Origin of the sequence: Abyssicoccus albus, assembly GCF_003815035.1 — a bacterium.
Lineage (GTDB): Bacteria > Bacillota > Bacilli > Staphylococcales > Abyssicoccaceae > Abyssicoccus > Abyssicoccus albus.
The window spans coordinates 117,222-130,970 of record NZ_RKRK01000004.1; the positions used below are offsets into that span (position 1 = coordinate 117,222).

14 protein-coding genes and 1 rRNA gene are annotated in these 13,749 nt (G+C 33.1%); 2 read left to right on the plus strand and 13 right to left on the minus strand.

Annotated elements, in window-relative coordinates; translation table 11 throughout:
- The first annotated feature begins 12 nt into the window (after positions 1–12).
- On the plus strand, positions 13–831 hold the full coding sequence (locus tag EDD62_RS07665) for a VOC family protein (RefSeq protein WP_123808320.1): 819 nt from the start codon (positions 13–15) through the stop codon (positions 829–831).
- A 174-nt stretch (positions 832–1,005) separates the two neighbouring features.
- Here EDD62_RS07665 and tatC read toward each other — a convergent pair whose 3' ends face one another.
- From tatC to EDD62_RS07680, 3 genes are all read right to left on the minus strand, one after another.
- Positions 1,006–1,773 (minus strand): twin-arginine translocase subunit TatC, encoded by a 768-nt coding sequence (tatC, locus tag EDD62_RS07670; RefSeq protein ID WP_123808323.1) that lies wholly within the window; start codon positions 1,771–1,773, stop codon positions 1,006–1,008.
- A 60-nt stretch (positions 1,774–1,833) separates the two neighbouring features.
- A complete protein-coding gene (gene tatA / locus EDD62_RS07675; RefSeq protein WP_123808325.1) occupies positions 1,834–2,040 on the minus strand; it encodes a twin-arginine translocase TatA/TatE family subunit in 207 nt (68 codons plus the stop codon).
- Positions 2,041–2,121: 81 nt separating this feature from the next.
- The gene (locus tag EDD62_RS07680) at positions 2,122–2,751 is read right to left on the minus strand and encodes a redox-sensing transcriptional repressor Rex (protein ID WP_123808328.1); all 630 of its coding nucleotides are present in this window, start codon (positions 2,749–2,751) and stop codon (positions 2,122–2,124) included.
- Positions 2,752–2,907: 156 nt separating this feature from the next.
- Here EDD62_RS07680 and EDD62_RS07685 point away from each other — a divergent pair, with 156 nt between their 5' ends.
- Entirely contained in the window at positions 2,908–4,824 is a 1,917-nt protein-coding gene (locus EDD62_RS07685; RefSeq protein WP_170152808.1) for an ABC-F family ATP-binding cassette domain-containing protein, read from the plus strand.
- Positions 4,825–5,171: 347 nt separating this feature from the next.
- On the opposite strand, the gene EDD62_RS07690 is transcribed toward EDD62_RS07685, so the two are convergent.
- The 10 genes from EDD62_RS07690 to rrf form a co-directional block, all read right to left on the minus strand.
- Positions 5,172–6,404 carry an MBL fold metallo-hydrolase gene (locus EDD62_RS07690; protein WP_123808333.1) on the minus strand — a complete coding sequence of 411 codons (1,233 nt, stop codon included), beginning with the start codon at positions 6,402–6,404 and terminating at the stop codon, positions 5,172–5,174.
- A gap of 20 nt (positions 6,405–6,424) precedes the next feature.
- On the minus strand, positions 6,425–7,774 hold the full coding sequence (locus EDD62_RS07695; RefSeq protein ID WP_123808336.1) for an ABC transporter substrate-binding protein: 1,350 nt from the start codon (positions 7,772–7,774) through the stop codon (positions 6,425–6,427).
- A 116-nt stretch (positions 7,775–7,890) separates the two neighbouring features.
- Positions 7,891–8,712: a carbohydrate ABC transporter permease gene (locus tag EDD62_RS07700; RefSeq protein ID WP_123808339.1), complete on the minus strand. Its 822-nt coding sequence runs from the start codon at positions 8,710–8,712 to the stop codon at positions 7,891–7,893.
- A gap of 12 nt (positions 8,713–8,724) precedes the next feature.
- Positions 8,725–9,594: a carbohydrate ABC transporter permease gene (locus EDD62_RS07705; protein WP_225971373.1), complete on the minus strand. Its 870-nt coding sequence runs from the start codon at positions 9,592–9,594 to the stop codon at positions 8,725–8,727.
- Positions 9,581–10,633, minus strand: coding sequence for an ABC transporter ATP-binding protein (locus tag EDD62_RS07710; protein ID WP_123808342.1), 1,053 nt, complete (start codon positions 10,631–10,633; stop codon positions 9,581–9,583). The genes EDD62_RS07705 and EDD62_RS07710 overlap by 14 nt, the downstream gene beginning before the upstream one ends.
- A 328-nt stretch (positions 10,634–10,961) precedes the next feature.
- Complete coding sequence (gene tsaD, locus EDD62_RS07715) at positions 10,962–11,990, minus strand: tRNA (adenosine(37)-N6)-threonylcarbamoyltransferase complex transferase subunit TsaD (protein ID WP_211329122.1); 1,029 nt, start codon at positions 11,988–11,990, stop codon at positions 10,962–10,964.
- A complete protein-coding gene (gene rimI / locus EDD62_RS07720; RefSeq protein WP_123808348.1) occupies positions 11,987–12,439 on the minus strand; it encodes a ribosomal protein S18-alanine N-acetyltransferase in 453 nt (150 codons plus the stop codon). Before rimI ends, tsaD begins: the two co-directional genes overlap by 4 nt.
- A complete protein-coding gene (gene tsaB / locus EDD62_RS07725; protein ID WP_123808351.1) occupies positions 12,415–13,068 on the minus strand; it encodes a tRNA (adenosine(37)-N6)-threonylcarbamoyltransferase complex dimerization subunit type 1 TsaB in 654 nt (217 codons plus the stop codon). Before tsaB ends, rimI begins: the two co-directional genes overlap by 25 nt.
- Positions 13,069–13,079: 11 nt before the next feature.
- Positions 13,080–13,514 carry a tRNA (adenosine(37)-N6)-threonylcarbamoyltransferase complex ATPase subunit type 1 TsaE gene (gene tsaE, locus EDD62_RS07730; protein WP_249037360.1) on the minus strand — a complete coding sequence of 145 codons (435 nt, stop codon included), beginning with the start codon at positions 13,512–13,514 and terminating at the stop codon, positions 13,080–13,082.
- Positions 13,515–13,657: 143 nt separating this feature from the next.
- Positions 13,658–13,749 (minus strand): 5S ribosomal RNA (rrf, locus tag EDD62_RS07735); the annotation flags it as partial.

Genomic DNA, 13,749 nt, shown 5'->3' on the forward strand with positions numbered 1-13,749 from the left:
GGAGTTGGAATTATGTTCAATGATACTCACGTCGGAACCGTCCACATAAATTGTCGAAATCTAGATAATAGTATATACTTTTACACGCATTGGTTAGGGTTTACTGCTTATAAAAAAGATAAACAAGCAACTATCGTTGCAGTGGCGGAAAAACCTTTAATTATTCTTCATGAAATTGATGAAGATGCACCTGAAAGTAATATATTAGAAAGCATAGGGATTAAACTATCTTCAATTGAACAATTAAGTCAGTTGTTTAACTTTTTGGTTGCTAAACGTTATCCAATAGAAGATGCACTAGATTACGGAGATTTCATAGGGTTTAACGTCATCGATCCTGAAGGGAATAGATTAATTTTCTATTCAGATTTTGATACACCAAAATCGACTGAAATAAACGGTAAACCATTTGATTATCAAATGCTGACTTCTTTAAGTCATGTACCTTTGTCAAAAATAGATGACAATACTGAAATAGGATTTATCCACCTAAACATCCCTTATGAAGAACGATATATTAACTTTTTCGTTGATGGCCTTGGCTTCGATACTAGAGATTCATCAAGTAAATTGATATGGCTTCATACTGGACAATATCATCACCATGTTGGATTACATTTACAGTCAACTCAAGATAATTATCAAATGTTAGATATCAGTACGGAATATAGTGGTCTAAAATATTTTGAAATACGATTCATCGACAAAGAGGACTTCCAGTCATTCAAGCAGTTTATGGAGGTCAGTCATTATCAATTGATTCAAGAAGATCAATCTACTTTAATACAACTTATACCTCAATTAAAGTGTAAAGTACTCTACAAAAAATAATTAATTTCGATACTATTAATATTAAAATCTAATAAACAGATTAATATAATATAGAACAACCGACCCATCATCCTTATACGAAGTGGAGTCGGTTGTTTTTTAATATGTTGATTAATAAAACGAGTGTCATTATGATTATAAATGATTATTCCATAATCATCTAACTTATTATATCTATTTATCAAGCTCATCTAGAAGTGCTTGTTCTTCTGCTTTTAACCTTTTCTTATATCCAATTCTTGCAATCAAAATACTAATCTCATACAACACAATGAGTGGTAACGTGACTAATACATGTGTCATAATATCAGGTGGTGCAATAAATGATGCGACGACAAATAAAATGAAATATGCATACTTACGATATTTTCTAAGCATCATCGGCGTCACAATACCAAGCCTTGTCAAAAACAATAATACAATTGGAAATTGAAAAATAAGTCCAAATGGAATGGTCATTTGGAAAAGAAATGAAAAATATTCATTAATCCCAATTGTTGTCTCGATGCCCATATCAGCACTTAATAACGTCGTAAATCTAATGACCAATGGAACAACAACATAAAAACCAAATAAAATACCAAGAATCAATAATAGTATCGCAAATGGTATATAACTCAGTGTTGCCTTTTGCTCTTTTTCGTGGAGTCCAGGTGATACAAATGCCCATGTTTGATACATGATCAGTGGTGAGACGATAATGAATGCAATTACAATCGATACAGATAAATAAATACGTAGAGGATCAATCACTTTAAACGCATGTAAATTAAAATGCTCTGCAATTTCAATATGTTGTAAGTATTCAATAATTGGTTTCGCAAAAAATAAACTTACCATCAATGCAATCACAAACACAACCAGTACTAATATTACACGATTCCTAAGTTCTTGAATATGTTCAGACAATTCTCTTTGTTCATCAATATCGTATTGCTTCATCTCCTCACTCCTTTCACACAAAAAATGCGACCCAGTAGGTCACATTATTAAAATTATAAATTATTTGTCTTCACTTGATTTAGTTTTAGCATTATCTTTATCCTCATCGTCATCATCTGCAAGTCCTTTAGTAGCATCTTTGAACTCTTTCAACGTACTTCCCATCGCTTTACCAAATTCAGGTAATTTTTTAGGCCCAAATAATATTAAAGCAAGCACAGCAATAATTATCAGACCTGTTTGACTTACAATGCCTAAAGTTAGCATGTTATAACACTCCCTTAAAAAATTAGTTTAAAAATATTCTCTCACGAGTTATTTAAATAATATTTATATTGATATTTATAATTACAATTCATGATTCATTCGATATATCAATGACTGCAATTCAACACTCAAGTCTATATTTTGCACGTATATTCCTTCCCGTGTTGTAATTCTAGTCGGTGTAAAATTAAGTATACCTTTAATTCCAGCGTTTGTCACGTTGTCTACAACATTTTGCGCATCCTCTTTAGGGACTGTTAAAATAGCGATATCGACGTGATGTTCCTTTATAAATAACGTCATATCTGAAGCGTCATATAGGGGAACCGACAGTTTTTCTCTTAATATACTATTATTTGTATCAAAGGCTGCAATAATTTCCATTGATTCATCTAGCTGCTTAAATTTATATTGAAGAAGAGCCTTCCCTAAATTACCAACACCAATTAATATCACTTTTCGCTTACCGCTCGGGGTTAACATCTTTTCAAAGAAATATAATAACTTGTCAACTTCATAGCCATATCCTTTTTTACCAAATGTACCGAAATATGACAAATCCTTTCTAATTGTGGCCGCATCAATTCCTAATTGTTCACTAATCACTTTAGATGAAACTCTATTTTGACCTGACTCTTTAAGATGAGTAACCAGACGATAGTATATTGGTAGCCGTTCAATCGTTGCTTGAGGAATACTTCTATGATCCATCTTTATCTCCTCCTATGTGATTGTATTCACAGTGTAATTTATTATATCATACATATACATATGTCTGATATGTAATATATCAAAATTTATGAATTAAGTTTGACATTTTCAACACGTCATTATTGTTGTATGATTATAAAGAATGGAAGTGAAATGATGATATTACTACACGGTAATCAATTAACTAAATCTTATGCAACAGATCCGATATTCAAAGATATATCGATAGAAATACAACATAATGATCGAATTGCATTAATTGGTAAAAATGGTGCAGGCAAATCAACATTAATGAAGATATTAGCGCAAATTGAGTCTTATGATTCTGGAGATTTGAGCATAAAAAAACAGTGTAAAATAGGCTATTTGAGTCAGACCTTTGATTATACAGAAAATGAGACAGTCCGCCAATCTATGAAGTCTGTTTTTAAAGATACTCTAGAAATTAAAGATCAATTAGATGAATTAACGTATACGATATCCGTTGATCCAACAGAGGAAAACTTGAAACAATTCGAATCGGTGCAATCAAAATTTGAATCACTAGATGGATATTCAATAGACCATAAAATCGAATCAATCATCACCGGCCTCGGGTTTAATAAATCTGACCTTGATCAAAAAATAGCGAGTTTCAGTGGTGGACAAAAAACAAGATTATCCTTAGCTAAACTATTATTGACTTCACCTGATATTCTTATGTTAGACGAGCCTACAAACCACCTTGATATGGATACCGTTGATTGGTTAGAGCAATATCTCATCAGATATGAAGGGGCTTTATTAATTATAAGTCATGATCGTTATTTCTTAGATAAAATTGTAAATAAAACATATCATATGACATTTAATCGTCTTGATAAATATCACGGTAATTATAGTACGTATTTAAAAGAGAAGCAATTGCGTCTTGAAGATGCTAAAGAAGCCTACATTACACAACAAAAAGAAATCAAAAAGCTAGAAACTTTTGTTCAGAAAAATATTGCTAGAGCATCTACTTCAAATATGGCCAAATCTAGGCGAAAACAATTAGAAAAGATGGATCGTTTAGATAATCCGATGATAGAAGCAACTGAAATGAATTTAAGCTTCGATATTCATAAGCAAAGTGGGAAAGATGTCTTCACATTAAAAGGATTGACAGTCGGGTATGATAAACCATTGAAAGAAAATATAAATCTATCGATATACAAAGATGATCGAATCGGAATTATAGGGCCGAATGGTGTAGGTAAATCAACTCTAATCAAAACAATTGCTAAAGAAATTCCTCCAATCGACGGTGAAGTCATATATGGGTCGAACGTAAAGGTTGGGTACTATGATCAAGCACAAGCTGAGATTTTCACAAATAACACGATATTAGAAGAGTTATGGAGTACTTATCCAGACTATAATGAATCATATATTCGAACAGTGCTTGGACGATTCCTTTTCACACAAGATGACGTATTGAAAATTGTGAAAGATTTATCTGGTGGTGAGAAAGCACGATTACAACTTGCTAAACTCATGCTTCAAGATCATAATGTTCTAATATTTGATGAGCCAACGAACCATTTAGATATGGATAGTAAAGAAGTGCTAGAATCTGCTCTATCAAACTATCCTGGAACAATTATATTTGTTTCTCATGATCGTTATTTCATCGACGCAATCGCAAATAAAATACTATCTTTATACGACAATCAATATGAGTGGTATTTAGGTAACTATTCTTATTACTTAGAAAAAAAAGCTGAACAATCTGCGATAGATTCTGTACAAGTTGATTCCTCAACTAATGAAACTACATCACCTGCAAATTCATCCTATCAACAGGAGAAAGAACTTAAGAACAAACGTCGAAAACTTGAAAAAGAACGAGACAAACTACTTTTAGAAATCGAGCAATACGAAGCAGAAATCGATACGATTAATCATCAAATGACAGATGAGCACAATGTATCTAATATTGAGAGGCTTACCGAACTTCAATATGATAAAGAAAAAATTCAAAATATTATTCAAGACAAGTTAGGTCAATGGGAGTCTATTGAGATAGAACTTGAAGAGATGATTGATAAATAAAATAAACTATCATTAACCGGGCCATTCACTTCCCGTAATCAGAGTATTTCTGATTTACTCTGATTACCAACCTATTTTCGACTCAGTTCTTTCCCGTATTCAGAGTATTTACGTTTTACTCTGATTATCAGCCTATTTTCCGCTCATTTCCTCCTCGTATTCAGAGTTTTTCTGATTTACTCTGATTACATGAAATATGTCATAAACAATAAAGAATCCTTTTCAAATAAGATATCTGTATACATTATATTTGTATACAAAAAGAGAAATTCGAAACTTGATTTCGAATTTCTCTTTTTTCGGTTGGAATAAATCAACGATTTATTCCAACCTTTATTCTTTTAAGTTTATAACACATATTCTTCATATGGGATCGGCAATATACGATGTTTGTATTGCAACCGTTCAGGATGAAATCCGTGTTGAGGGATTAACACTCCTGGTTGAATCAGTTCAACCACTCTATTTAATTCCTCAATGGATGCATGTCCTCTTTGATGAAAGCTAATAAACTCAATATCTAGTTTCAATAACCATTCTTTTAACACTTTAAAACTAGGATCAAAGTCTCCAAGTGGCATGCCATTATTGTGTAAATATTTATAATGAGACAATGATTTTTTATTCAATAAAAGCATATTACGGTAATCATGTTGAATAATAACGTTCTGTTTACCTAATGCCTCATCGAAAGTAATTTTACGAATAGATTGTATGTTGACCGTTTGAGCTGGTTTAACCGAATCATAATATGAAACATGTGATAAATCATATTTATAGTATTGCTCAATTAAATACGCAATTTTCTCATCGACGATCAATTCATAATTTAACTGTCGAGCTTTATCAATCCATTGAATAATATTATCGATATTACGATGATATAAGTTGAGTATAAAATTTTGATGTGTCATAAGGATTTCATCAAAATCTACATCGATTCGTTCAGCCTTGTTCTCTTCATCAAAACTATATGATGTCGTCTCGATGATCAAATAATCAACATTATAACTCTCTTTCACCCACTGTAATGTATCTTTATCGCGCGCTTCAAATTTAATATCACCCGAATACATAATTGATGTGTCAGGTGTATCAATTCGTATCGCACACGATCCTAATACATCATGATTCACAGGAATAAATGTTATATGAATGTATTGGTCTATACAATATGATTGATTTACTTCACACTCGGTAAGTCGATCACTCGTTACACCGGGTTGGCCATCTTCAATGACCGTCAAATGATGATATAGTGTTTTTGAACCGTTACTTGTCCAAATCGGTATATCACTTGGAATATGCTCTATACACCCATTATGATCAAGATGCATATGGCTAATTCCGACTACTGTTTTCTGATGATTATTGTCATAAAAATTAGGTATATCTGGTGCTTTACCTAATGTAATCATATCTTCTATACGATCCACTCTCACATCAAATAAATCATCATACAATGGGCTAGTCATTGTCGTACCGAAATCAGCAATAAATCGTTCATCTTTATATTCGATACTAAACGTTGTACCACCAATAGTATTTGTTCCTCTATAAAACTTCAAAGTCGTTTCCATATTGATTTTACCTTTACAAATTATTTAGCTTCATCGATTGCTTTTTGAGCTTCTTTCTCCATGTTTTCTAACGTTTCTTTCGGCTCCGCATCTTCAAATAACATTTTATCTAACTCTTTAGCAATCGCTTCTTTCATAGCAAATGCACCTGGAACACGTTCTTCGATGAACCCATTATCATATTGAGAAACTCCTGCTTTATGCGCTGGGTTTTCTTCAACAAACTTCTTCCATTCATCACTTTCAAGTGCTGTTGTGCGCACTGGTAAATATCCTGTCGTTTTCGCCCAATCTGTCGTGTTCTCTTCACTAATTAAAAATTTCATATATTCAAAAGCACCTTGTTTCGCAGCGTCTTCTGCTGTTTTGAACATTGTAATATTTGTTCCTTGGAATGGTGCCGCTTCTTCTTCACCTTTAGGTAACGGTACAGTTGTCCAATCAATATCTTTCGCATCCTTTTGAACATATGCAATACCAGCACTACTTCCGATGTACATTCCAACATCACCGTTCGTAAATGGTCCTGATAAATATTCATCTTCACCAGCCATACGTGCTGTACCATCATTTAACATGCCATCAATATATTCTAAAGCTTTTAAACCTTCTTCAGAATTAAATTTAACTTGTTGTTTTTCTTCATCAATAAATTCTCCACCAGCTTGTTTAATCCACATGCTAATTTCGTGTGCTAATCCATTTTCAAATCCCATACCGACAACTTTTTTACCGTCTTTTTCTGTTGTCATTTTCTCCGCTGCAGTCTTTAACTCTTCCCAAGTTTTAGGCGCTTCTACTCCTGCTTCTTTAAGTAAGTCATTGTTGACGAATAATACACGTGTAGATTTATTGAATGGCAGACCTAATACTTCTTCGCCAAATGTATTATCTTCACGGAAGACTTTATTAATGTCCTCGTAATTTTCAAATCCATTCTCTCCATCAATCATCGGCTTTAAATCTTCAACTAAATCATTATCTTTGTAGTTTAAAATCCATTCACCATAAGCTTGAGAAATTGTCGGTAATTTTTTTGCTTTACCAGCAGCAAGTAATTTTTTACTTAAATCATCATAGCTTCCTTGATTTACAAGTTTTACTTCGATATTCTCGTTGTCTTTATTGAATTCATCTGTTTTTTCTTTTAACCATTTTTCGTGATCATCGTTCATTGCATGCCAAAATGTAACTTCTGCCTTTTCTCCTGAGTCACCTGCTGTCTCATCTTTACTTTCTTCTGTTGATTCAGATGATGCTGATTCACTCTTTTCTTCATTTTTCGAACTTTCTTCAGAACCTGATTGTTGATTACATGCAGCTAAAATAAGTACAAAACTTAATAAAAGTAATAATAATGATTTCTTCATTTTTGTACACTCCTTTAAAAATTATATAATTTTGCCAAAAACTATGTATCAATCTACAAATTCATTCACAACTTGTATTAAATCAGGTCACCACCACCTTTAATGTTATAAACTTATTAACCTTTAATACCTGCTCTAGCAACACCTTGTATGATGTATTTTTGCAAAATAATAAATAAAATAATCATCGGAATAATAATCATTGTACTCGCAGCCATCAATAATTCATAATTTGTACCTGCTTCCGTTGTAAACGCTGTTAGACCAACAGGTAATGTTCTCATCTCAGTTGAATTCGTGACAATTAATGGCCACAAAAATGCATTCCATGAACCAATTGCTTTCAATAATAAAATAGTAATCAATGCGGGCTTTGCCAATGGAACCATCACTTGCCATAAAAATCTAAAGTCATTACATCCATCAATTGCCGCTGCATGATGTAAATCATTAGGTATAGACATAAAAAATTGACGTAATAAAAAGATTGAAAAGATACTCGCTGTCCACGGTACAATTAACGCTTCAAAACGATCAATCCACCCTAAGTTACTTAACGTTACAAAGTTTGGAATGAGTAATACTTCACCAGGAATCATCATTGTTGCAATCAAAATAGAAAATAAAATATCTTTCCCGAAAAATTTTAATTTACTAAAGGCGTAGGCAGCAAGAATTGTTGTAATCAATTCTCCAATTGTCGATAAGACGGTCACAACGATTGAATTCCATAAGTACCTAGCAAATGGTGCTTTCTCGAATGCTACAACAAAGTTTTCAAACTTCCATTCCGATGGAATCCATACTGGTGGCATAACCATCACTTCATGTGATGGTTTTAAAGATGTAGACAACATCCATACAAATGGCAACAGCATAAACAGTGCGCCTAAAGTTAACATAATATATAGCACCGATTTACTTACAACTTGATTCATCTTATAAACCTCCTAGTATGTAATTTTCTTCTTTCCGATATATAGTTGAATCATTGTAAAGATAAAAATAATGATAAATAATACATATGCTGCTGCACTTGCAATACCAAACTCCCATTCACCATAAAACTTATTAAATACATAGTAAACAACTGTCAAGGCACTATTTGCGATCCCTGCTTTCCCATTAAATAGAGCATAAATTTCATCAAATACTTTGAATCCATTGATAATAGAAATGATAGAAACGAAAAATGTCGTAGGTGCAAGTCCTGGTAACGTCACATTAATAAATCGATGCCAACGATTGGCACCATCTATTTGTGCCGCTTTATAGTAGTTTTCATTTATATTTTGTAGCCCGGCTAAAAATATAATGATGTTATATCCCAATCCTTTCCAAATTGAAAGAATAATGAGTGCGGGCATACTCCATTCTGCACTCGTTAGCCAAGGGATTGGATCTATCCCAACAAAAGATAAAAAGTAGTTAAATAATCCATAATCTGAATGAAAAATCCATCGCCAAACAATTGAAACAGCAACAACACTTGTAACAAAAGGAATGAAATAAATCGTACGAAACAACCCTCTGAAATTTATTTTGCTATTTAACATCATCGCAATGAGTAGACTGAGCACAATAGATGCTGGCACAACACCGAGTACAAATATGAATGTATTCCAAAGTGCTTGATGAAATTCACTGTCATGGAATAAATAAACAAAGTTATCAAATCCATATGCATTCACTTCATCTGTAAAATAGTCATAGTCCGTATAGAAAGCCATCAAAAATGATTTCACCATTGGATACAGTATAAATACAGAAAGTACTAATAGTGCAGGTAACAAATATAGATAGGCTTTAACCGATTTCATGATGGATGCCTCCATGATGAATACATTGACCTTCCTTGTCGAAAATCAACATATTTTCGGGATTCACTTGCACATAATATTCACCATTTTGTTCAATATATTCATCTTTATGAACAAACAATTTAAATCGTTTAAAATGATCATGTTCTACCGTGATAAGTGTATCTTTACCAACTGTCTCAACAAGCTTTACGGTAACTTTCAGACCATCGTCTTTAATCAATAAATCTTCTGGACGTATACCAATACTCGCAATCTCATTCGAAAACGGTACATTAGGACAAAGTGCTTTTAATTGCGCTTCGCTTACATCTTTAAAAATATTCATTGGTGGTGACCCAATAAATTCCGCTGCAAAGAGACTCGTTGGTTCACTATAAATCTCTGTCGGTGTTGCAAATTGTTCAATTTTACCTTGATTCATTAAAACAACATGATCACTAATACTCAACGCTTCTTCTTGATCATGAGTCACAAATAATGTTGTAATATTTAACCGTTGTTGTATTTCTCTAATCTCTTCTCTCATTGATAATCGTAATTTAGCATCGAGATTTGATAAAGGTTCATCGAGCAATAATACATCTGGCTCACGTACAATCGCACGAGCAATGGCAACGCGTTGTTGTTGCCCTCCTGACAATTCACTCGGTTTACGATCAAGAAGATGATCGATTTCAACAAGTTTACTCGCTTCAATCGCACGCTTTTTCGCTTCATTTGATGGTACTTTTTGCATTTTGAGTGGGAACATAATATTTTTTAATACAGACATATGAGGGTATAATGCATAATTTTGAAACACCATACCGATATTTCGTTTTTCGGGTGATTTTTTTGTAACATTTTCACCACTGAAATAAATTTCACCTTCAGTCGGTGTCAGTAATCCCGCAATCATGAATAACGTCGTACTTTTACCACATCCAGATGGTCCTAATAAGCTTACTAATTCACCTTCAGGAATTGTTAAATTCAATCGATTTACTGCGACAGTATCTTTAAATTGCATCGTTATATTTTTAAGATGGATCGTCATATGAAGCGCTCCTTTATGTATACTAAGCTAGAATTTTATCCAGCATTTTATTTTAGCAATAGTTTATTAATTTGACGTTAATTTTGTGTAAATTTGAATTTAATATAATAATAAGGATACTCTATAATTAATCACAATGTTATACACAGTCTAATAGTTGTCATATACACATATTCACAACTTTATCCACATTATCCACAAGGTGAATTATAAATATTGCACAATTAATCCACAAATCACTCACATTATATACAACTTATCCACATCCTGTGTACAAGATTGTATGTTCTCTCTTGACATTAAAAAAAACAGAATAACATATCATATGTTACTCTGCTGTTTCCTCTTCTATATTCAATTGTGACTGACCATTCAATGACAATGATTCAAACTGATTATTTATCAATTTAATATGTGCTGCAGCGCCGATCATTGCAGCATTATCTCCACATAAGCTTGGTCTTGAAAATAAAATGTTTAAATCATATCTTTCAGAACTTTCCATTAACGCTTGCCTTATGTGACTATTTTGAGCTACACCACCAGCGACAATTAATGATTTCGTCTCTGGATAATGTTCCATTGCAAGATTGATCTTCTTCTGTAATATATCAATCACTGCTTGATGATAATCATATGCTAAATCAGAAGCAATTACTTTATCGCCTCGTTGTTCACAATTATGAACTAAATTAATCACCGCACTTTTCAACCCACTAAAACTAAAGTTCAATGTTCCATCATTCATTAATGGTCTTGGTAAGTCATAGCGATGACGACCTTCTTTCGCTAAACGGTCCATATGAGGACCGCCAGGATAAGGTAATTTTAATACACGAGCAACTTTATCAAATGCTTCCCCGATGGCGTCATCTTGAGTATCTCCGATGACTTCGTAATGATCTTGTCGCGCCATTCTAACTAATTCAGTATGGCCACCTGAGATGACCAATGCAATTGCAGGATAGTCCACTTTATAATCAAATTGAACAGAATGAATATGACCAGCAATATGATGCACACCAATTAACGGAATGTTATGTACAAACGCAAAGCTTTTTGCTGCTTGAATACCAATTAATAATGCTCCAATGAGACCTGGTCCTTTCGTTACTGCAACAGCGTCAATATCTTCTATCGAGATATTCGCCTGTTGAATCGCTTCGTCAATCACATATAGCATGTTATCAACATGATGCCTACTCGCAACCTCTGGTACTACGCCACCAAATCTTGCATGACTTTCAACTTGGCTCGCAACGACATTTGATAAAATTTCATTTCCGTTTTTTACCACTGAAACACTTGTTTCGTCACAACTTGATTCAAAGGCAATAATTATAGATTCACTCATTATGATAAATACCTCCACATGACTAATGCATTTTCACCGTCTCCATAATATGCTTTACGAACTCCACCGTCTACAAATCCGTGTTTTCTATACAATCGAATCGCACTGTGATTACTTTCTCTCACTTCTAAACTTATTCGAATACAACGCATTGATGCATAATGAATACAATGTGATAATAATTTATCACCATACCCCTCTCCTTGATATGCTCTATCAATACAAAACGTTGTAATTTGGGCATCATCTATCACAATCCAAAGTCCAATATATCCTATAACCAATCCATCTTTTAACAGAGAAAAGTAGTGCGCAAATTGATTCTCTTTCAATTCATATAAGTAAGTTTTAATAGGCCAAGCTTCCGATGTGAAAACTTGTTGCTCAATTACATTAATTTTATCTAAATGACCAGCTCGCATTGGAATTATTTCAATTGATTCTGTTGCCAATTTCTCACTGCCTCCGGTTGTCTTATATACTTAGGTCCGAGTGAATATACATTATCAATCACTTGATATTCCAAAAAATTTAAATGTTTACTCGTCAATTGAACATTCTTTACAGCATCTATACTTTCTAATTCATTATGCATACAAATGATATGAGCATCATACTCTGATGCCCATGTCTTAACTTGACTAATATGTAAATATCGATCATCATGAACTAATTCCAAACGATCATCACCCCAGTGATATAAACCACTATACACATGTTCTCTTCGAGCATCTATTAATGGAATGACATAACCATTTTTTGAACGGACACAACTTGCCATTAGTCCAAGCGTTGATATTTCGCGTAACTCAATAGAAAGTGTATAAGCAAACATTTTAGCTGTCATGACAGCTAACCTTATTCCAGTATAAGAACCAGGACCAGTACATATATACATTACATCCAAATTTTTTGTTGTAATACTGTTCCTATTTAGAAGATTTTCAATCGTTGGAATGATATTTTCTGCATGTTGCATACGCCCTGAAATAACTTCTTCATCGGTAAATTGATCATCAATATGTAGTCCAACAAGCAATGTCTTTGTTGATGCATCAAGCACCAATTGATATTGACTCATTCATAACACCTCTATTCTATAATATACTGTCTCTCATCCATATCATCAGTATAATTAATCTTAACATGAATTGTTGAAAGAGAAGATTGATCTATTTCATCTTTTACAAATATAGGCCATTCAACAATCGATATTCCATTTTCATTATTAAAAACATCTTCGAATAACGCAAAATCATCACTATCTTCAAGACGATAAGCATCCATGTGATGCAATACACCTTGAAAGTCGTTCAGTTTAAATGGATAAGATTTAACAATTGTAAAAGTAGGGGATTTAATAGGGCCATTGATATTTAAAAATTTCGCAAGCCTTTGCACAAAATAAGTTTTACCCGAGCCTAAGTCACCAGTTAATTGAATCAATGTTCCCTCTTTTATATATGGAAGAAAATCTTTTATCACCTGATCAACTTCATCGATAGTACATATTCTTGATAAAATCATCACAAATCATTCCTCCTCTCAAACTTTCTATTCTATATATTTATTATACAAAATGAAGTCAATATAGATAAAATAAATATTCATTTCTAATATATAAACAAAACCCCTCACCTTCAAAAGAAGGAGAGGGGTTGATATGTATTGCCCGGCAACGTCCTACTCTCACAGGACGTCAGTCCAACTACCATCGGCGCTAAAGAGCTTAACTTCTGTGTTCGGCATGGGAACAGGTGTG